The organism is Aurantivibrio infirmus (genome assembly GCF_054767315.1).
Genome location: NZ_BAAFSK010000008.1, coordinates 232,560 through 252,898 on the forward strand (window position 1 = coordinate 232,560; position 20,339 = coordinate 252,898).

Below are 20,339 nucleotides of genomic sequence, written 5' to 3' on the forward strand. Positions count from 1 at the left end.
TATTTTTGTTAACCGAGAGTCAATATTACATGTTGGGATAATTTGGTCCGCCGGTGCCTTCAGGAGCCACCCAGGTAATATTCTGCGCCGGGTCTTTAATGTCACACGTTTTGCAGTGGACGCAATTTTGCGCATTAATTTGAAAGCGTTTTTTACCTTCCTCTTCGATAACTTCATAAACACCAGCAGGGCAATACCGCTGTGCGGGCTCATCGAACATCGGCAAGTTTTTCTCAATTGGAATTGAGGGGTCTGCAAGTTTTAAATGACAGGGCTGGTTTTCTTCGTGGTTGGTATTCGAAAGAAAAACAGAGGTTAGTTTATCGAAACTCAGTTTGTTGTCGGGTTTCGGATAATTTATTTTTTTGCATTCCGAAGCAGGTTTTAATGTAGCGTAGTCAGGTGTTTTGTCGCTGAGAGTCCAGGGGAGTTTGCCGCGGAAAATATTTTGATCGACAAACGTATATGCCGCACCAATCCAAAAGCCGAACTTGTGCAGAGCAGGGGTGATGTTTCGTTCGGCAACTAATTCTTTGTAGGCCCAAGAATTTTCGTAGGCTTGTTGGTACTCAACAAGCTCATCGTTAGCGCGATTCGCGGCGAGCGCTTTAACAATTTCTTCGCCTGCTAACATACCGGATTTCATTGCGGTATGACTGCCTTTGATTTTTGTAAAGTTCAAAGTGCCGCCGTCATCACCAATTAGCATGCCACCAGCAAAAGTGAATTTAGGTAAGGCTTGCAAGCCGCCTTTAACAATTGCGCGTGCGCCATAGGAAAGTCGCTCACCACCTTCCAAATATTGTTTAATGACTTTTTGATGTTTAAATCGTTGGAATTCGTCAAAAGGGCTGACATGTGGATTCGAATAACTTAAATCAGTAATTAATCCCACCACGACTTGATTGTCTTCTAAATGATAAAGAAAGCTGCCCCCAATTGAGCCGCTTTCAGATAAAGGCCAACCTGCACCGTGGACAACCAAGCCAGGCTTATGATTTTCGCTAGGCACCTTCCACAATTCTTTGATCCCGATACCGTAATGCTGTGCTTCTTTGCCTTCGTCTAATTTAAATTTACTAATTAATTGTTTGCCCAGGTGCCCGCGACAACCCTCGCCAAATAAAGTGTACTTTGCATGGAGTTCCATTCCTGGCGTATACGAGCCGGTGTGTTCTCCATCAATGCCTACGCCCATATCACCTGTGGCGATTCCTTTTACGCTACCGTCGTCGTTATAAAGTACTTCTGACGCCGCAAAACCGGGGAAAATCTCCACACCAAGTGCTTCAGCTTGCTCGCCTAACCAGCGACAAACATTGCCGAGGCTAACTATATAGTTGCCTTCGTTGTGCATTGGCGGAGGTACGATAAAACCTGGCATTTTTATCGCGCTGGTTTCGGAGAGATATACATAAAGCTCGTCACCTTTTACAGGAGTATTTAAAGGTGCACCGCGTTCTTTCCAGTCCGGAAAGAGTTCATTCAAAGCGGTAGGTTCTAAGACCGCACCAGAGAGAATATGGGCGCCCACTTCTGAGCCTTTTTCAACGATACAGACACTAATGTCCTCGTTGAGCTGACGAATTCGACAAGCTGCTGCTAAGCCAGAAGGGCCTGCACCAACAATGACAACGTCGTACTCCATACTTTCTCTTTCCACGATTTTCTCCTCTTTAAAACAGGTATTTTAAAAATATTGGTATTGAGCTCTGGTGCTCGATATACGTCGAAAAGCTTGGCCTATCCGATGTATCGAAGCATGTCCGGCAGCAGTTTACGGTTTAACAGGCCACGATAGGGTTTATCGCGCGAATACTCGCAATTTCCACGACTTATATATGGCCAAATCTTAAGCTGTTGTTAATTTAAAAAATGAAAGTGTTAAGTGTATTCAATGGTGAGCCGGAAGGCGTTAAATGCTTAGCGTGGCAGGCATTATATAGCGGGTTTTGACTGATAACCAGTTTTTGGACACATAGATTGCTGGCGCCGGACTCATCGTTGATGCGCTGAAACGGCTCTTAATCCACTGAAAGCCATCACTATTTAGCGACTTTAGTTGTCCTGGAGGTATTGATTTTAAAGGCCTAAACCGTCAAGATATGCGCCGCTCGCAGAGCGTCTCAAGGCCTGAAATTGGGCCAATTAGCGAAGATTCGAGCGACTTTTCGGTCAAATATGCGGAATTCTCCGCCCTCGATTTCCTTTCAATCGTAAGTGAATGGGTTATCCATGAAGATACTTGTAGCTGTAAAACGCGTTGTTGATTACAACGTTAAAGTTCGTCCCCAAGCAGATGGCAGCGATGTTGATCTCGCAAACGTCAAAATGTCTATCAATCCTTTTTGTGAAATTGCTATCGAAGAAGCTGTACGCCTAAAAGAAGCGGGTACTGCAACTGAGATCGTTGCTGTTTCAATAGGCCCTAAGCAAGCCCAAGAACAAATTAGAACGGCATTAGCACTGGGTGCTGATCGCGGAATTCTAGTAGAAACTGATGCGAGCTTAGAACCATTAGCAATTGCTAAATGTTTAAAAGCGGTTGTCGATTCTGAGCAACCCGATTTAATTATTTTGGGTAAGCAATCAATTGATAATGACAACAATCAAACTGGCCAAATGCTCGGTGCGCTTACTGGTTTCCCGCAAGGCACTTTTGCTTCCGAAGTAAAAGTTGCTGACGGTAAAGTAGCAGTTACCCGCGAAATCGATGGCGGTTTACAAACAGTAAGTTTGAATCTCCCTGCGATCGTTACTACCGATTTACGTTTGAACGAACCGCGTTATGCCTCTTTGCCGAATATTATGAAAGCAAAGAAAAAACCTCTCGATACAACTTCACCAGAAACCTTAGGTGTTGCTACTGAAGCGCGCGTTAAATTACTAAAAGTTGAACCACCCGCCCAGCGTAGTGCAGGTATAAAAGTACCTGACGTTGATACTCTTATTGATAAATTGAAGAACGAGGCGAAGGTAATCTGATGACTATTTTAGTAATTGCGGAACATGATAATTCCGGTATTAAAAGCGCCACATTAAATACAGTAGCTGCAGCCAAAGCCATCGGTGGCGAGATTGAAATGTTGGTTGCTGGTAATGGATGTGCTGCTGCTGGCGAAGCCGCTGCAAAAATTGATGGTGTAGCTAAAGTACTTGTTGCTGACAATGCAGCTTATGAGCATCAATTAGCAGAAAACGTTGCACTATTGATTGCAGAAATCGGTAAAAATTATTCACACATTTTAGCGCCTGCAACGACTACTGGTAAAAATACATTACCTCGCGCTGCTGCGCTTTTGGATGTGCAAGCTATTTCTGATATTAGCGGTATTGAAAGCCCTGATACTTTTAAGCGTCCAATTTATGCCGGCAACGTTATTGCAACGGTGCAAAGTTCTGATGCGATTAAAGTTATCACTGTTCGCGGAACTGCTTTTGATCCTGTTGCAGCGGAAGGCGGATCTGCCGCCGTTGAAGCGCTGGCTTCAGCGCATGAAGCAGGTGTATCTACTTTTGTTGGCGAAGAAATTGCGAAGAGTGAACGGCCTGAGTTAACGTCTGCGAAAGTAGTTATTTCTGGTGGTCGTGGCATGCAGAACGGCGACAATTTTGAAATGTTATATAAGTTAGCTGACAAACTTGGCGCAGGTGTTGGCGCATCTCGCGCTGCGGTTGATGCGGGTTTTGTTCCTAACGACATGCAAGTCGGTCAAACCGGTAAAATTGTCGCGCCAGAATTGTATATCGCTGTTGGTATATCTGGTGCAATTCAACATTTAGCCGGTATGAAAGACAGCAAGGTTATTGTTGCAATCAACAAAGATGAAGAGGCACCTATTTTTCAGGTGGCCGATTATGGTTTAGTTGCGGATCTGTTCGACGTGATTCCGGAATTAGAATCTAAGCTTTAAAACCTTTACCGTACGATCTCTCTTGCTATAGCACAAATACTGGTTAGTTCGTGATGGAATCCCCGCCTTGTGCGGGGATTTTTTTAGCCGAAATAAACACAAGTTATGTAATCTCTGGTAAACAAACCATCCCAAATCGGTTCCGATAAGTTACTATTCGAGCTCGTCATTTCTCGCTTCTTTTTCACAGGTTTTTTAGCACCACATACTCCGCAGAGGAAACTATGAAAATAAGAACATGCTTATCACTACAAAATAGCTTTACGACATTTCTTACCCTGACCTTATTTTTCTGCGCTTCAGTTTCTAGCGGTTTTGCTTCGGCGGAAGAACCTACCTTACGCATGATAAAAAGCAATGGTATTAATATGCGTATTGCGGAAATGGGCGAAGGTCCTCTAGTCATATTGGTACATGGTTGGCCTGAGTCTTGGTATTCCTGGCGACATCAAATAAAAGCGCTTTCTGCGGCGGGATATCACGTTGTGGCGCCGGATATGCGGGGTTACGGAAAAACTGATAAACCGGCCAACGTAGAAGACTACGACATCAAACATTTAACCGCTGATATTGCAGGCATTGTCGATGCAATGGGTGAAGAGACCGCGGTGTTGGTAGGGCATGATTGGGGATCAATCGTGACTTGGAACAGTATGTTGTTGTATCCAGAAAAGTTTACCGCCTTAGCCGCCTTGAGCGTTCCTTATAATGGCCGAGCTGCGCAATCACCTGTGGATTCTATGCGAAGCGCTCTTCGCGATAACTTTTATTACATTCTCTATTTTCAAGAATGGAATGTTGCGGAACGAGAATTTGATGCCGATCCTCATGGCGTATTGAGCCGTTTGTACACATCTCCCGATACGCCACGCGAGGAACCCACGATTACTGATCCTAAAAGAGGAGCAGGGGGATGGATACCTCGTCGTGGTGCGCCTAAAGAGCTTCCGAGTTGGTTGTCGCAAGAAGATTTAGATTTTTACGTTCAAGAATTTACTGAAGCAGGTTTTCGAGGTGGCATAAATTACTATAGAAATTTTCATCGCAATTGGGAAATTACACCTGAGTTGAGCGGTAAAAAAATTACCGCCCCAGTAATTTTTATTGCCGGTGAAAAAGATGTTGTCATTCGTGGTGCAAGCGCGGAGCAACTTGAAACTCGCATGAAACCAATTGTTCCAAATCTGCAACAAGTTACCTTGATTCCAGAGATGGGCCACTGGGTGCAACAAGAAAGCCCTGAAGAAATTAATAAGTTATTAATTGAATTTTTGGCTTCTCTACAATAAAAAACGAAGTACATTTGTTAAGCCTGTAGATTTTGGAATATCAAGAACATGAGATTTAAAAATATAGTTGTTTTACTTTTTTGCGGTTTAAGTATTAGCCTTTCTTCGCCCAGTTTTTCTGATGAAGAAAAAATAGAAAGCTTGTTCGCGAGCTACTGTTTTAGTTGTCATGGCACAGGTTGGGAAGATGCGCCGGTTGTTGGTGATCCTTTCTCTTGGGAGGAGCGCAAAGAGCAGGGAATTGATATTTTGCTAAAACATACGCTCGAAGGTTTTAACAGTATGCCCCCGAAGGGCGGATGCGCGAAATGCACCACCGAGGAATTAAAACAGTTAATAGTCTGGATGATTGAATAAACTGTTACGAAAATACTGCCTTCTAGTCGATACACCAAAAACCAGGGGTTAACAATAATGAAAAATTATCTTAACAATCTAAAACAGATACCTTTGCTTTTTTTGTTGGCCTTTTTTACCTCGGCTTCGACCACTAGCATCGCTGCGGATGATGATAGTTCGCGAACGGGAGAGTGGCGTCATTACGGCGGCGATGGCGCTAGCAGTAAGTACACTCCTCTAAGCCAAATTAATGCAAATAATGTAAATCAATTAAAAATTGCTTGGGTTTGGGAAAGTCTCGACAACAAATTAGTTGATGATAAGGTGACTCGTCAAAGACCGTCTTATTATAAATCCACACCACTTCTGGTAAACGGCAAGCTTTACACCAGCACGAGTTTAAATCAGGTTGCAGCAATTGATCCTGCAAGCGGAGAAACTCTGTGGAGTTTTGATCCAAAGGCCTACGAGCAAGGGCGTCCCGCAAATTCTGGTTGGCAACATCGCGGTGTTTCCTATTGGGAATCCAAAAACGATAAAAGAATATTTATCACCACCGGCCTGGGCGAACTTATCGCATTAAATGCGGAGACTGGAAAGTTAATAGCAAGCTTTGGTGACAATGGCCGTGTCGATCTTCAAGCAGGAATAATTAGCGATGAAAAAGAACGACGTTTGATTGGTTATAGTGCTCCGCCAGCAATTGTTAAAGACACAATCGTTGTCAATTGTACTGTAACCGATGGCGTGCGAACGATCGCAATGCCAACCTGCCATGTTCGTGGTTTTGATGTTAGAACAGGTAAGCAAACATGGATTTTTCATACTGTTCCACAAAAAGGCGAACCCGGTAACGATACTTGGGAAGAGGGCTCGTGGGAGTATACGGGTAATACAAATTCTTGGACGATGTCGAGCGTTGATCATGAACTCGGTTACGTTTACGTTCCAACAGGCACGCCGACAAATGATTATTATGGTGGTCACCGCAAAGGCTACAACCTATACGCAGAAAGTTTATTGTGCATCGATGCAGCGACGGGAAAACTCGTCTGGCATTTCCAGGGTGTGCATCACGGACTTTGGGATTATGATTTTCCTGCTGCGCCTAACTTGGTAGATATAGAAGTCGATGGTAAAAAAATTAAAGCGGTGGCACAGGTGAGTAAACAAGGCTTCACTTATGTTTTCGATAGGAAAACTGGAAAACCTGTTTGGCCTATCCTTGAAAAACCCGTTCCGCAATCGACGGTACCGGGAGAAAAAACTGCCGCTACACAACCCTTTCCCAGCAAGCCTCCAGCTTTTACCCGACAAGGTCTTAGCGAAGATGACCTCATCGATTTCACACCCGAACTAAAAGCCAAGGCCTTAAATATCGTTAAAAATTATCAGTTCGGTCCACTATTTACGCCGCCCATTATTCCCACAGAAAACAAGGTCGGCGTGATTCTGTCTCCTAGTGCTGCCGGCGGCGCAAATTGGGGCGGCGCAGGCATAGATCCTGAGTCCGGGTACCTATTTATTCAATCGGCAAATCAAGCCTCTTTCGTCGAACTCAGTAAAGGTGATCCAGAAAAATCTGAACCAAATTATATCGGGCGCAGTCGTTCACCGGATATTAGTGCCCTAAACGGTTTGCCTTTGTTTAAACCACCTTACGGGAACATTACCGCAATAGATCTAAATCGCGGCGAAATTGCTTGGCAGGTTCCACATGGTAAAGGCCCTGTTGATCACCCAGATATCAAACATTTAAATCTGCCACCGATGGGTAATTCGAGTCATTCATTTTTATCCAATGGCGGACCCTTGGTGACAAAAACCCTGGTCTTTTTTAATCAGGTACAACGAGAATTTGAAACAATGTCGTATTCAACGACGGAATTTTATTTGCGTGCATTCGATAAAAAAGAGGGCACGGTAATTTGGGAAAATAAAATGGACGAACCACCGTTTGGTACGCCGATGTCGTACTCCCATAATGACAAGCAATACATTGTAGTCGCCACTGGTGGCGCCGGTAGGCCCGCAAAATTAATCGCTTACGCATTGCCGTAAATTTTTTACTAAGGAGCTAATGTGACTTTTTCAACCCCAGATCTTTGTGATGACAATCCAGATGCTGTTCGAGTTTGCGAACCCATGTTTGTTAATTTTGGTGGACGTAATTCGTTTCATGGTGAAATCGTCACCATAAAATGTCATGAAGATAATTCATTGGTAAAAGAAAACGCGGGCAAGCCAGGGCGGGGGAAGGTTATGGTGGTTGATGGTGGCGGATCATTACGCAAAGCCTTGCTCGGCGATATGATTGCAGAGAATGCGGTTAAGAATGGATGGGAAGGATTGATTATTTACGGCTGTGTTCGTGATGTTGATGCGTTGGAACAATTGGATTTAGGTGTGCAGGCGATTGCTTCGATTCCTTTAAAAACTGAAAAGCGTGGGATTGGCGATTTAAATGTGCCGGTGAGTTTTGCTGGTGTTACGTTTCATCCAGGGGAGTTTGTTTATGCGGATAACAATGGAGTGGTTGTTTCTGCTAAAGCGTTAATATAATTTCTGAATTAATTTTCTATTACGAATTAAAACCACGTTATTCGCACGTGGTTTTTCCTTTTTGGAGATAGGGTTTAGTTGCTTACTTCGCTGTCCGGTTTTCATGGCGTAGGGATAAATTTGAGACGCGCCGTAAACCCATCCATGGGGGCTCTACAAAAACATCCATGTTTTTGAAGGTCTCAAATTTATCCCTACGCCACGAAAACCTAGATCTAATGTGTAAGCGAACCTTTGAGGGTAGGGAGGGGATTAGCGTTGCAGCTTATCAAAAACACGAAAGCTGAACATTAGGAATGCATCACGAGGATGATTAAAAATATTGGGGTCGATAATTCTTATCTGACCCCAGATATTTGGAGAGTGTGCGTCAAATCGGGGTAGGTTTAGGTTGACCCTGACCCTGACCCTGGAAATCCCAATTATATTACTGGTATCCCGATTTCTAGCTTATTTAGATTTATTTCTTCGATTTGTATACCTTTTTTACCCGCCCGAATTGTAAAAGCACCCCTCGCTTCTTCCATATGAGGTGCCAATAACTTATAAGCAAGAACGTACTTTTTATCCCTTTCCAACTCAATACAAATAGGTGAATTTATAAGCCTAAATTTCGTACCCTTAAATATTGGAATTTTAGCTGGTATCGAATGATTTAAAGCTAACATGTAGAAATTTTTATATTCACCGTCTATTAGCAAAAACTGGTTTTCCTTCTTTGTTATACCCCCTGTTTTTAATAAACTGTTTACATCAGAGTCAATAAATATGTTGATAGCTATATATTCCGCCGGTGCAGGGGACGTGTTCTCAATAAGAGGTATTATCTCTGCCGTAAGATATGTTTTTTGACCCTCATTGATTTCTCTAAATATACTTTCTAAGTTTTCAATTCCAAAGTTTAAAATTAATTTTGGCCCCTTGTCCCTATTTGAAACATCTCTTATTTCATACTCTTCCATCGGAGCAGACTCAAAGTTGTATCTTTTGTAAAACCTTTTGTCATGAGCTTGGTGAGGGGCTCTAGAGCTTTGAGGCACGTAAACAACATAAGCTACTTTTCCAGGATTCGTAGTCTCAAGATAAATAGGCTTAATCATAATATTTTCTATTTTTCTTTGTATTCTTGAGCTAATTATTTGCTCTAGCCATTCTTTTGAAATTTCACTAGGATCAAATCCCTCATCAATTTCGACTGGAATATGCCCGTTCTCAATTACGCCATATATTAGAATCCCTCCAGCCGAATTTGCCATAGCTGATACATCTTTACTGATTTCTGTCTTTTTCTTATCTGTTTTTTGTAGAGAGGCGCAGGCTTTGTAATCTAGCTCAATACTTTCTTGAACCTTATTTCTAATCAGTTCAATCAAGTCAGCCTCAGTCCACTGAGAAATATCGCGCATAGTAATTTTCCAGTTGTCCTGAAATGAAACCTAACTTAAAAAAGGAGTTTTTCAGGGTCAAGTCTTGAATTGTGAATGTCGCTAGTGGCCGAAAGCAGCCACCCGCCTTAATCAACAAACACTTAAAGGTCGATGATTGTCAAAAGCGAATTACTGATAGTACACAAAGTAGGGATGCGAAAATACTGGAGTTAAAAAAATTTTGTGAGAAAGGAATGAATCTAAGAACAAAAAGCTTAATAATTTCAAATTTTTTACATCATCCTTGAGATGCATGTTCAATGTTCAGCTTTTGTCTTTTCAATAAGCTGCAACACTTCCCATCCTTCCCCCAAAGTAATGGCGGGGCTACTGAACTAGGTTCTTGTGGAGTAGGTGTGTTTTTGAGACCATCAAAAACATGGATGTTTTTGGAGAGCCCCCATGGATGGGTTTACGGCGTGTCTCGAAAGCGCACCTACTTCATAAGAACCGGCAAACACAACACAATCCATCCAAATACGGATTAGTTTCTAATTTTCCCCTGAATCACTTTCCACATTTTCCTGTGATTCCTCTCGTTGAAAAGAATCCCTCCGTTCCCGGCGTTCTTCCCTTCGCTTACGCCACTCTAGCTTTTCTTCTTCGCTGAGTTCATCAAAGCCCTTGCGTCTCTCCATATCTCTCCCATCCATTGGAGGAGGGGGTCGATGTCCACGTGGGCCGAACCTTGGGCGCTGATCCGGTGGTAGGGATTCCCAGCGTTGTTGAATTTCTCGTTTTTCTTCTTCGGATAAATTTTCGAAACGCTCTCTCGCCGCGCGCATTTTCTCCCGTCTGTCAGGATCAATCTCTCGGTAATGCCGGTATCGATCGCGCATATGTTCACGACGATCGTGTGAAAATGTAGACCAGCGTCTAAAGCGCTCTCGGTTAAATGCTTCTCGCTTAATGGATCGGGTTAGCATGCGTTCGGCAGCGAGCTGAAATTGTTTTTGTTGTTGAGGATCTAGTTCAGACCAATTTTCTTGTAATGGCTTAAGCGCGAGTTGTTCATACTTATTGAGAGCATCCCAAGCGATAGGCTCAGCTTCTTGAGCTAGCACGGGAAACGCAACGATAAATAAAAGCGTAACGATCAGAACGCGTAGCGAAATGTTTTGAGCTAAGCCGTATGCCATTTAGGTAATTTCTCTTTTTCAGCTAGCCGATTAAAGCTAAAAATTATTGTCCGCGAGCCATGCGTAAAATTCTAAATCTTCGTAAAATTCAAAGTCGTTATCTTCTAATAATATTTCAGAATCATTACTTGTAATTGCATCAGTATTAAGTTGATTGCCAGGCATGACGAAGAAGCCTATGGCTAAAACCACTACGGCAAAAGAAGCGGCGGAAAGCATTGGTTTCCAATACGGGAGCTTGCTTTTGGAAGACGCCTCAACTGCTTTCTGCCGGGCTTTACGTAAGCGGTAATTAATTCCAGGCGATAAAGGTTCTTGCTCGTGTTCCAGTCGATCTTTTAAATGACTTTGGAATTCATTCGATGCAATTGATTTTAGATTTTTTTGATGTTTAGCCATGACCTCGATCCGTCAATGCAGTTTTTAAAAAATTTATCGCGCGAGAATAATGTGTTTTAACGCTTCCTTCACTACAGCCCATTGCAAGTGCGGTTTGCCGAGTACTTAAGCCCTCCCAACAGCGCAGAAAAAAAGCTTCTCGTTGGCGTCGTGGTAATTCACTGATTGCTTCATTCAGAGATTCCATACTTTGATCTACGAGTAGTTGTTGCTCGCCATCAAGGCTATCTTCGTCAATTAGATCTAGGCTGTGATCTGAGTCCTTGTCGTTATCAGGGGAGGCGAATTGCTCAAACCAATACAGCCATCTGTTTCTGGTTTTGCTACTGCGATGGTGATCGTTAATGCGGTTGTGAAGTATACGATAAAACAGTGGCGCCCAATCGGAGCAATCCTTGTCAGCATAGCGCTGAGATAGTCTGAGCATGGCGTCTTGGACAATCTCCAGCGCGTCGTCCGGGTTCTTTACCGCAAAATTGGCCATTCGAAAGGCCCGCTGCTCAACGGATGCGAGAAAGCCATCTAGGTCTACAGAATTCAGTGCTACGTCCTCCCGCTCCTTCAGTAAGTGCAGTAGTCCATCACCCGTGCAAATGGGTTCTCTATAGACAGGCTTGCCTAGCTTACTCTCATGCTGTGAAATTTTACGTGAAGAGAGAATGGTAGCTCCTCCGCAGTGTTAAACCAAAGTTAAAAATACCTTATATAGGTGGTACTAACGTTAAAGCGCACTAATGGTTGACCTGATCATTTTCGATAAATCACTTTAATGAAAAGCTATAACTATTAGAAATATAACGATATTTCTAAAATTATATATTTTTCAGTTGACCCTGTGCTATTCAAATTTATGCCTATACTGAAAGAAGGAGACTAATTTTCACTCTAGATTGGAACGTAGCAGGTTCGGGATGCAACTTATTTCTCAGCGTCGGAAAATTCAAAAAAACAAAAGAATATTAACCAGACTGGATCGTGAAATTTTAGTTTTTGCGAAACGTTTTTTGGCCGTTTCATCATTCCTATTCTGTTCGTTGATTCTTACAGGCGCTTTTCAAAACCATGATTATCTAATGATGGTGACCTTGACCGGGCTCGTTTTGTTCACTTCAGCGCTTCATGGTTATTTTGTTCTAAATTTTTCAAATCTTTATGCTCACGGAAGCCACCGTTGGCGGAAAAAATACTTCCTCGGTATCAGCCTTAACTTGCTGGCCTGGAATGTGGTGCTCACCACATTGTTATATTCGACAACATTTACGGTGACTCCAATTACTGTTCTATTGTTATTGACCTGCGTACTCAATCTTTCTCTACTCAAAGTATTTTCGCCCTACGGTGGAATTTCAAAAATATTAATCAGTCTCGCTTTTTTACCCAATATCTTGGCAGCTTTCACCCTACCTTTTTACGGCAACTTGGTAATGTTGGCTCTAGATGCAATGCTGTTAAGCGGTTTGTTGTTGTTGTGTGAGCACTTGAATACGCTGTATTGGGACAAGGAGGAGGTCGCTGAGGAGTTAAGAAACTCTTCCCAGAAAACCGCCGCCCCGAGTAAAGAGAAAAGTAATACTGATGAGCTTCATCATGAATTTATTAAGAATTTAAGCCAGGAATTAAAAACAGCATTGAATGACAATCTTGGCTGCTTAGCTTTACTGAAAGACGCCGCTTTACCAGACGGGCAACGGGAGTTACTTATACTCGCAGAACAAGCCAGCGAACGACAGCTCGAATTAATTAATAACGTTGTCGATTTTAATCGGATAACTCAAAAACAAATCCCCCTGGAATTGTCCTATTTTAATATTCGTCGTGAGCTTGAGGATGCAATCAGGGATTTGAGTAGCGACGCTGCCAATCAAAGTGTTGAAATAAATACAATAATTAATCGAAATATTCCTCAGCGAATTAAAAGCGATCTGGGAAGGTTAAAACAGATACTTCGTGCATTGGTGACCAATATTGTCCGATTTTCGGAACAAGGATCAGTACTCATTGAGGCGGATTGTATTAGTAAGGGAGAAAATAATGGCACTCTATCGATTCGGGTCATCGATGAAGGTGTGGGCGCCGCCGGCTCTAGTAGTCAGGATTTATTTAATGCCTTTGTTAAAATTAAACATTCGCAAGCGGGCACGGGCTTGGGCTTAGCGATTTGTAAAGGTTTGGCAGAGTGCTTAGATGGTGAAGTTGGGTATGAAAATAAAAACGGAGTGGGAAAGGAAGTATGGCTGAAATTGCCAGTAGAAGTTAAAGAAGGCCAACATCAGAATTTCGGTGCAAACCCAAAACTCCAAGACCTGAGATTGCTGCTGGTGAATCCGCCAATAAAAGTACAAAAACACCTTATTGTTGAATTCGAATCTTGGGGTTTAATCGTAGAGGTTATCGGCGCTAACAGAACCATAGAAAAGTATTTGTCTGAAGCCGCAGATCAAGGCTTAGGATTCAACGCTATCGTAATGTTCAGTAGATTCAAAGAAGAAGCGACGTGGCAGCAAGGATACAAAATCGCGAAGAATCCAAGGTTTTCTCATATACCACAATTTATTGCGGCGAGTGGATCGCAAATTAAAGACTATCTAACGCGAGAACATTTACTTGAGTATCCTCAGATAAATGTGATTTCGAGGCCAATTCAATTTGAGCCATTACATCAAATGTTTGTCGATTGTATTTTAAACCAAGACCGATGCATCGTCCGTCGAGGAAATACTAAGGCGAATTCAGAGCTTACAGATTCTGGAAGTATATTAGTTGTTGAGGATCACCGAGTTAATCAAATGGTTGCGGAGGGAATGCTTAAGAAGTTGGGTTATCTACCGACTATTGCTAGTAGCGGTGAAGAGGCACTCAAATTAATTGCGCAAGAAGAGTTCGATTTGGTCCTTATGGATTGTCAAATGGCAGGGATGGATGGTTATCAAACAACAGAGGCCATTCGTATTACGGAAGAAGGCGATGGTGATCACTTGCCCATTGTTGCGCTAACCGCACACACAGCAGAAGAAGATAAATCCAAATGTTTGGCCGTAGGTATGGATGATTTTTTGTCGAAACCAGTGCGTTATAGCGAGCTTGAAAGTTGTTTGCGGAGGTGGATTGGAGGGAAAGTCATTCAGATGAATGATACTGAGCATGTGAGAAGTAATATCTAAAAAATTACTTGTTTAAAAATTATCTTTATTTTTTTAAATAAAAATTTAACCTTGTCAGTAAAACGTCGATATCGAGAGGTTTTGGCACGAGTTCGTTAACCCCAGAGTCCATAATTAATTGTTCCTCTTCCTTCATTGCGTGAGCGGTTAATGCAAGAATAGGAACGTCTTTAAATTTTTCCATTCCTCGAATGATACGGGTTGCCTCTTTACCATCCATGCCAGGCAAACAAATATCCATGAGCACTGCGTCATAATTTCCTGCAACAAGAGCTTCGATACCTCGTTCGGCATTGTCTGAACAGGTTACGTCATAATCTTCATCCTCTAGAACCCAGGTAACCAAAGCCTGATTGTCGGGGTTGTCTTCTATAACCAAGATTGAATAGTCCATATCGGCGCTCTTAAATTGCATGTGCTTCTATGAGTATAGATCTAATCTTTATAGTTGTTGCTGGTTGGTAAAGGCCATTTGGAATTAAACACGTTTTAATCCCATTGATTTGATTTTAAGTAGGGCTCACAAGTTTCGAAATGCTGCTACGCTAAAAGAATATGGCTTTTTTGTTTAGGCATTATTTTTTCTATGGATATCGAAAACGATAACTCCGCGCTAAACGTACACTTACGTATCGTGAATCTCATTCATAACAAATGGGCGGCTTGGGTAATCTTGGCAGTCTCGTTGGCTTTAACGAGCTTGGCCTACGTGATAGCTAAGGATTTTGCGGAAAGTCGAGCGAAACAGCGCTTTGAGTATCGCGCTGAGGAGGTGTCGAACGCAATCAAAGAACGTTTGCTGGTCTATGAACAAACGCTTCAGTCGGCGGTTGCAATGATCTACACCCACGAAACAATCGATCGTGAAAAATGGAAGACTTTTGTAGACAGTATCAAAATCGAGAAAAACTGGCCCGGCATTCAAGGTTTAGGATATTCAATTCCTGTTGAAAAAGCAGATAAACAGAATCATATAAATACCATCCGCGTAGAAGGCTTCCCGAATTTTACTATATTGCCCGAAGGCGATCGTGAAGTTTATTCTTCGATAATTTTTCTGGAGCCTTTCGACTGGCGCAATCAACGCGCGTTTGGTTTTGATATGTGGTCGAACGAAATGCGTAGAGACGCAATGAGAAGAGCGAGAGACCAAGGTGTAGCGGCTACATCGGGAATTATCACTCTGGTTCAAGAAACGGAAACCGATGTTCAAAAAGGCTTCTTGACTTACTTGCCGACTTATAAAAATCACCTCGTGCCCGCAACGGTTTCTGAACGAAGAGAACAATTTGTGGGTTGGGTCTACGCTGCCTTTCGAGCGGGAGATTTAATGGAAGGTATCCTTGGTGGTCAAGATCCTTTTCTAGCATTTAAAATCTTTGATGGCGAAAAGGTAGACAGCAGTCTGCTATTGTTTGAATCAGATGCAAAACCTTTAGGTAATGATTCGTCAGGTTCTCAAACAATTCGTACTTTAGAATTGCAAGGTAGGACATGGACAATTTTGTTCGAGACGGCGACCAATTATAATGCTGCACAGGCAACAAGGTCACCTCAGTATGTACTAGTCGGCGGAATCATAATTGATCTGTTGCTTTTTTATGTGATTTTCACTTTACACGGAGTGAATAACAACGCGAGAACAATTGCGCGACAAATGACTGTCGACTACCGGCTTGCGAAAGAGCAGGAAGAAAATGCAAATCGCGCAAAAAGCCAGTTCCTTGCCAATATGTCTCATGAGTTACGAACGCCATTAAATTCAATTATCGGTTTCTCATATAAGCTCCTTCAGAAAAAGAATCAAGAAACTGAAACAATGGAATATCAAGCATTAGAACGAATTCACCGAAACGGGGGTGCATTACTTACTATTATTAATGATATTTTAGATATGTCGAAAATTGAATCTGGGTATATGGACCTTCATCTAGAAAAGGTCGATTTAATTTCAATATTGAAAAGCGAGTTAGGCGACTGGGAAGAAACCGCTACAAGTAAAGGCCTAGTTCTTGAAATGAAAACAGACGCGAGCGAGGTATTGATAACTACTGACGCACCGAAAATTCTGCAGGTAGTCAGGAATCTAGTTTCAAACGCGATCAAATACACGGAGTCTGGTTTTGTAACGTTAAATATTATTTACGAAAATTCGCCACATAATTTTGTCGAAATAGAGGTTTCCGATAGTGGTATAGGTATTTCGGAAGAAGAAATACAAAAACTTTTTACAAATTTTTATCGAACCGATAAAGTAAGAAAGGCTGCAATTCAAGGTACTGGCCTGGGCTTGATGATTTGTGCGAACTTGACCAAGCTACTTGGTGGTGAAATATCTGTTAAGAGCAATCCGGGTTCAGGCAGTATATTTACGGTTATTTTGCCTTGTACTCAAGAGGTTCAATTGCAGAATGAGAACACGGGCTGAGGTTTACTAAATATTTTTGAATTCAGACCAAACAGGGCAGTGGTCTGAAGGTTTTTCCATCGCTCTAATTTCATAATCTATTCCAGCATCAATACATTTATTAGCAAGCGGTGACGTTGCATAAATAAAATCAATTCTTAATCCTCGCTTTGGATCACGCTCAAAACCACGGGAACGATAATCGAACCAGCTAAACTCGTCGTCTGCATCGGGGTAAATCTTCCGGTAACTGTCTTCTAGCCCCCAGTTCATCAGGTCGGCTAACCATTCTCGTTCTTCTGGTAAAAAACTTGCTTTGCCGCTTTTTAGCCAGCGTTTACGATTGTCTTCGCCAATCCCAATGTCTTTGTCGTCGGGCGAAATATTCATGTCGCCCATGACGATAATATTTTCTTGCGGCGTGTGATTCGCATTTAAGTGTTTAACTAAATTTTTATAAAAATTTTTCTTGTTAGGAAATTTTAAAGGATGATCGCGGCTTTCGCCTTGAGGAAAGTATCCATTAGCGATAGTTAAGGGTTCGCCCAACCCCGTTGTAATTTGTCCCGCGATAAAGCGTTTTTGCGCATTCTCGTCGTCGTCAACAAACCCTTTAACAACATTGGTCATTTTCTGTTTTGTTAGCATCGCAACACCGTAATGAGTCTTTTGCCCTGCATATTCGGCGTGGTATCCATAGTTATTGATAGTCTCAAGTGGGAAATCTTGATCTGTCACTTTAGTTTCTTGGATGCCGATAACGTCAGGAGAATACTTTTTTATAACGGCTTCTAGTTGATGCAATCGTGAACGAATGCTGTTCACATTAAACGAAACAATTTTCATTGATCGGTCCAATTTGTTTTTTGATATTTAAATGTAGAGTTTGGGGAGAGGAAGACTGCAATTTTTATGAAAAACTACAGTCTTTTAAAAGGATGACCTAGCAACCAAACCGATGTGATTTAGCTGCAAAAGCATGTTAAAAATTTGCTAAGCGCTCAACCCGATCGGCTTCAAGTAATTTAATGTAGTCAATCAAAACATAGCCCGTTTCATTTAGAATGGGGTCTTCATCAGGATTGATATTGCGTGCGTTTGAAGCGCTTTGCTCGCTTTGTTCGCTTTCACTTTCTTCACGAGCTTCATCCAATGTCTTGTATGGCTCTAAACCTTTTGCCAAGCGTCGCTTGTTCTCAAGTGCAAGTGCTTTGTTTTCGAGCTCCAGTTGCTCAGCTCGTCGTTTTTCTTCATTCAATGAAACAACTTTTCTATCGCTGTTCTTTTTCGCGAGCTCAACTTGATCAACTAAAAATACGAAATCAGGATCTTTGCTGGCACGCTCGTCATGACGAGATTGCATAAATGGCAGCATGTTTTGCAAATTATAATATTCTGCATGAGTATCAGCATGAATTTGATCCCAGGGCAGGGCGCTATCGTATGCACTTTCACCTATCTCTTCTATATCAATCATATCGAAATAGGCAATGTCTGGAATTACACCGCGGTGTTGGGTGCTGTCGCCAGAGACACGATAAAATTTTGATTCTGTTACTTTGACTTGGCCTTCATGCACATCCATCAAAGACTGTACTGTTCCTTTACCGAAAGTACGATTACCGACAATTAACCCCCGTTTGTAATCCTGTATCGCACCGGCAAAAATCTCAGATGCGGATGCACTTAAACGATTGGTTAATACGATTAGAGGGCCGCGATAACGGGCAGGGCTACGTGATTGGCTATGACGATAAATACGCTCATTGCTATAACGAATTTGAACGACCGGGCCTTTATCTATAAATAAGTCAGTCAAACTAGTTGCTTCTCGTAAAGAACCACCGCCGTTGTTTCTCAGATCTAAAATAACGCCATCCACATTTTCTTTAGCGAGTTCGTTCAATAATTTTTCAACGTCACCACTGGTACTTTTATAATTTGGGTCACCGTTTTGAAATGCTTCGAAATCCATATAAAAAGTTGGAATGTCGATGACGCCGATTTTATATAAATTTTCTCCATCGGTTCGTTGAAACACGGCTTTTTGTGCAGCAGAGTCTTCTAGCTTAACGAGGCCACGAGTGATACTAACTATTCTGGTAACGTTTTCTTTGTTAAGAACCTCTAATCGAACGACCGTTTTAGCAGTGCCCCGAATTAATTTAACAACCTCATTAGTGCGCCATCCGATAACGTTTTCCATTTCGCTGTCAGCTTGCCCAACGGCGGTGATCCTGTCACCTGCTTTAAGGTCGCCTTGCCGCGACGCCGGTCCCCCTGGCACGATACGCATGACTTCAGTGTACTCATCGTCGTTCAGTCTTAATTCAGCCCCAATACCTTCGAGGCGTAAGGACATTGAAATGTTAAAGTTAGCTAAAGTGGCCGGTGATAAATAATTGGTATGTGGATCGTAGAGCAGTGTAAGGGCGTTCAAGTAAATTTCGCAAACATCAGTACTGTCTTGTTGTAATAACTGGTTCAATTGACGTTGATAACGTTTTACTAAAATATCTTTAGATTCTTCTAAGGTTTTGTCGGTGAGCATTAATCCCAACAAATTTGATTTAATTCTTTTATGCCACATTTGATTTGCAGTGGCCTGGTCCGTCGCCCATTTTGCTTGCTCTATATCAACCACCAAATCGTCGTCTTGAGTAAAATCATAACTGATATCTTCGTTTTCGAGATTGGCGATAATCGCTTCCGACCTAACCATTACGCGTTCACGATAACGATTAAAGATTCGGAATCCCATTTCCAAATCTCCCTGTTTGAAATCATCATCAAATTCTTTTCGGTGTTTTTCAAATTCGGCTATATCACTGGCGAAGAAAAAAGATTTGGCGGGATCTAAAGATTCAATATATTTGTCGAGAAACCGACTTGAAAGCTCATCGTCGATCGCTGTTTTTCTGTAATGCCGTTGCGCTAAGGTTGCAATCACTTGCTGCATTGTTTTTTCGTGATCTTTGGTCGATTTTAATCCGTCTAATGCATACGCGTTTAGACAGAGCGAAGACGCTAGAATCGTTAAAACTAATTTTCCGAAAAATAAATGTAAGGATGCAGGGGATGTAGGAAATTTGAAATTAGGCACTAAAAAATTTAACGACATACGAAATAACAGCCTTTGTTAGAAATTGGTAGTCAGTTTGTTAGGTATAAAATTACGGTTCTAAATTCCAAAAACCGCATTTGATAATATCTACTAAATCAAGACCGCGCTATATCACTGATAATGATGTATTTTTTGGACTATAGCATAAAACTTAGCGTTGCTGCTGCGCTTAATATCACGTTCCAAGTACAGTTGAATTCGTCTTAAATTACGCCGTATTTAAGGCGCGATTGACCCATTAAAGAGCACGAATCACTTGGTGGCCGAGATGCCGGGATAGTTCCGTACCTAGTGCTAACTGGCTCTAAACTAATAGAAAATTTAGGGTATCTCAACGCAAAGGTAACGGACGGTCAAGGATTGAGATGATCGCAAGATCAGCACTATACGCCGAGTTAAGATCGGTCTTAAGGCTCAACTTGAAAGATTCTGATCAATGCGTGAACGATCCAGAGATTGTTACTGTTTTATTTTCTTTCCTCCGAAAAAATGGTTAGAATTCGCCGCCTTAGCGACTTCGCACCCGTAGCTCAGCTGGATAGAGTAGGTGGCTTCGAACCACTTGGTCGGGAGTTCGA

16 protein-coding genes are annotated in these 20,339 nt (G+C 42.1%); 8 read left to right on the forward strand and 8 right to left on the reverse strand.

Annotation, left to right across the window (positions count from 1 at the left end; all coding sequences use genetic code 11):
• Positions 1-25: 25 nt before the first annotated feature.
• Positions 26-1,648 (reverse strand): electron transfer flavoprotein-ubiquinone oxidoreductase, encoded by a 1,623-nt coding sequence (locus ACYUCY_RS17620; RefSeq protein WP_460227864.1) that lies wholly within the window; start codon positions 1,646-1,648, stop codon positions 26-28.
• Positions 1,649-2,235: 587 nt separating this feature from the next.
• On the opposite strand from ACYUCY_RS17620, the gene ACYUCY_RS17625 reads away from it, so the two are divergent.
• The 6 genes from ACYUCY_RS17625 (at position 2,236) to rraA (ending at position 8,104) form a co-directional block, all read left to right on the forward strand.
• Entirely contained in the window at positions 2,236-2,985 is a 750-nt protein-coding gene (locus tag ACYUCY_RS17625) for an electron transfer flavoprotein subunit beta/FixA family protein (protein WP_460227848.1), read from the forward strand.
• Positions 2,985-3,914: an electron transfer flavoprotein subunit alpha/FixB family protein gene (locus tag ACYUCY_RS17630; protein ID WP_460227849.1), complete on the forward strand. Its 930-nt coding sequence runs from the start codon at positions 2,985-2,987 to the stop codon at positions 3,912-3,914. Before ACYUCY_RS17625 ends, ACYUCY_RS17630 begins: the two co-directional genes overlap by 1 nt.
• Positions 3,915-4,138: 224 nt before the next feature.
• On the forward strand, positions 4,139-5,203 hold the full coding sequence (locus tag ACYUCY_RS17635) for an alpha/beta fold hydrolase (protein ID WP_460227850.1): 1,065 nt from the start codon (positions 4,139-4,141) through the stop codon (positions 5,201-5,203).
• Positions 5,204-5,251: 48 nt separating this feature from the next.
• A complete protein-coding gene (locus ACYUCY_RS17640; RefSeq protein ID WP_460227851.1) occupies positions 5,252-5,560 on the forward strand; it encodes a c-type cytochrome in 309 nt (102 codons plus the stop codon).
• A gap of 57 nt (positions 5,561-5,617) precedes the next feature.
• Positions 5,618-7,603 carry a pyrroloquinoline quinone-dependent dehydrogenase gene (locus ACYUCY_RS17645; RefSeq protein WP_460227852.1) on the forward strand — a complete coding sequence of 662 codons (1,986 nt, stop codon included), beginning with the start codon at positions 5,618-5,620 and terminating at the stop codon, positions 7,601-7,603.
• Positions 7,604-7,624: 21 nt separating this feature from the next.
• Complete coding sequence (gene rraA, locus ACYUCY_RS17650) at positions 7,625-8,104, forward strand: ribonuclease E activity regulator RraA (protein WP_460227853.1); 480 nt, start codon at positions 7,625-7,627, stop codon at positions 8,102-8,104.
• A 422-nt stretch (positions 8,105-8,526) separates the two neighbouring features.
• Here rraA and ACYUCY_RS17655 read toward each other — a convergent pair whose 3' ends face one another.
• From ACYUCY_RS17655 to ACYUCY_RS17670, 4 genes are all read right to left on the reverse strand, one after another.
• Complete coding sequence (locus ACYUCY_RS17655) at positions 8,527-9,510, reverse strand: AlbA family DNA-binding domain-containing protein (protein ID WP_460227854.1); 984 nt, start codon at positions 9,508-9,510, stop codon at positions 8,527-8,529.
• A 512-nt stretch (positions 9,511-10,022) separates the two neighbouring features.
• Complete coding sequence (locus ACYUCY_RS17660; RefSeq protein WP_460227855.1) at positions 10,023-10,670, reverse strand: DUF3106 domain-containing protein; 648 nt, start codon at positions 10,668-10,670, stop codon at positions 10,023-10,025.
• A 36-nt stretch (positions 10,671-10,706) separates the two neighbouring features.
• On the reverse strand, positions 10,707-11,069 hold the full coding sequence (locus ACYUCY_RS17665) for a DUF3619 family protein (protein WP_460227856.1): 363 nt from the start codon (positions 11,067-11,069) through the stop codon (positions 10,707-10,709).
• Positions 11,062-11,730: an RNA polymerase sigma factor gene (locus tag ACYUCY_RS17670; protein ID WP_460227865.1), complete on the reverse strand. Its 669-nt coding sequence runs from the start codon at positions 11,728-11,730 to the stop codon at positions 11,062-11,064. The genes ACYUCY_RS17665 and ACYUCY_RS17670 overlap by 8 nt, the downstream gene beginning before the upstream one ends.
• Before the next feature lie 250 nt (positions 11,731-11,980).
• Here ACYUCY_RS17670 and ACYUCY_RS17675 point away from each other — a divergent pair, with 250 nt between their 5' ends.
• Entirely contained in the window at positions 11,981-14,230 is a 2,250-nt protein-coding gene (locus ACYUCY_RS17675; protein ID WP_460227857.1) for a response regulator, read from the forward strand.
• Positions 14,231-14,255: 25 nt separating this feature from the next.
• On the opposite strand, the gene ACYUCY_RS17680 is transcribed toward ACYUCY_RS17675, so the two are convergent.
• Positions 14,256-14,624, reverse strand: coding sequence for a response regulator (locus tag ACYUCY_RS17680; protein WP_460227858.1), 369 nt, complete (start codon positions 14,622-14,624; stop codon positions 14,256-14,258).
• A 192-nt stretch (positions 14,625-14,816) separates the two neighbouring features.
• Between ACYUCY_RS17680 and ACYUCY_RS17685 the strand changes: the two genes are divergently transcribed.
• Positions 14,817-16,658, forward strand: a complete 1,842-nt coding sequence (locus tag ACYUCY_RS17685; RefSeq protein ID WP_460227859.1) for a sensor histidine kinase — start codon at positions 14,817-14,819, stop codon at positions 16,656-16,658.
• A 6-nt stretch (positions 16,659-16,664) separates the two neighbouring features.
• On the opposite strand, the gene xthA is transcribed toward ACYUCY_RS17685, so the two are convergent.
• Both xthA and ACYUCY_RS17695 read right to left on the reverse strand, forming a co-directional pair.
• Positions 16,665-17,483, reverse strand: a complete 819-nt coding sequence (gene xthA / locus ACYUCY_RS17690; RefSeq protein ID WP_460227860.1) for an exodeoxyribonuclease III — start codon at positions 17,481-17,483, stop codon at positions 16,665-16,667.
• A gap of 136 nt (positions 17,484-17,619) precedes the next feature.
• The gene (locus ACYUCY_RS17695; RefSeq protein ID WP_460227861.1) at positions 17,620-19,758 is read right to left on the reverse strand and encodes a carboxy terminal-processing peptidase; all 2,139 of its coding nucleotides are present in this window, start codon (positions 19,756-19,758) and stop codon (positions 17,620-17,622) included.
• Positions 19,759-20,339: the final 581 nt, after the last annotated feature.

Bases quoted from the DNA above. Each gene is read 5' to 3' on its own strand.
- ACYUCY_RS17675 (WP_460227857.1), top strand. From the start codon at position 11,981: ATGCAACTTATTTCTCAGCGTCGGAAAATTCAAAAAAACAAAAGAATA.
- xthA (WP_460227860.1), bottom strand. From the start codon at position 17,483: ATGAAAATTGTTTCGTTTAATGTGAACAGCATTCGTTCACGATTGCAT.
- ACYUCY_RS17655 (WP_460227854.1), bottom strand. From the start codon at position 9,510: ATGCGCGATATTTCTCAGTGGACTGAGGCTGACTTGATTGAACTGATT.
- ACYUCY_RS17625 (WP_460227848.1), top strand. From the start codon at position 2,236: ATGAAGATACTTGTAGCTGTAAAACGCGTTGTTGATTACAACGTTAAA.
- ACYUCY_RS17640 (WP_460227851.1), top strand. From the start codon at position 5,252: ATGAGATTTAAAAATATAGTTGTTTTACTTTTTTGCGGTTTAAGTATT.
- ACYUCY_RS17645 (WP_460227852.1), top strand. From the start codon at position 5,618: ATGAAAAATTATCTTAACAATCTAAAACAGATACCTTTGCTTTTTTTG.
- ACYUCY_RS17620 (WP_460227864.1), bottom strand. From the start codon at position 1,648: ATGGAGTACGACGTTGTCATTGTTGGTGCAGGCCCTTCTGGCTTAGCA.
- ACYUCY_RS17630 (WP_460227849.1), top strand. From the start codon at position 2,985: ATGACTATTTTAGTAATTGCGGAACATGATAATTCCGGTATTAAAAGC.
- ACYUCY_RS17635 (WP_460227850.1), top strand. From the start codon at position 4,139: ATGAAAATAAGAACATGCTTATCACTACAAAATAGCTTTACGACATTT.
- ACYUCY_RS17660 (WP_460227855.1), bottom strand. From the start codon at position 10,670: ATGGCATACGGCTTAGCTCAAAACATTTCGCTACGCGTTCTGATCGTT.
- ACYUCY_RS17695 (WP_460227861.1), bottom strand. From the start codon at position 19,758: ATGTCGTTAAATTTTTTAGTGCCTAATTTCAAATTTCCTACATCCCCT.
- ACYUCY_RS17685 (WP_460227859.1), top strand. From the start codon at position 14,817: ATGGATATCGAAAACGATAACTCCGCGCTAAACGTACACTTACGTATC.
- ACYUCY_RS17665 (WP_460227856.1), bottom strand. From the start codon at position 11,069: ATGGCTAAACATCAAAAAAATCTAAAATCAATTGCATCGAATGAATTC.
- ACYUCY_RS17680 (WP_460227858.1), bottom strand. From the start codon at position 14,624: ATGGACTATTCAATCTTGGTTATAGAAGACAACCCCGACAATCAGGCT.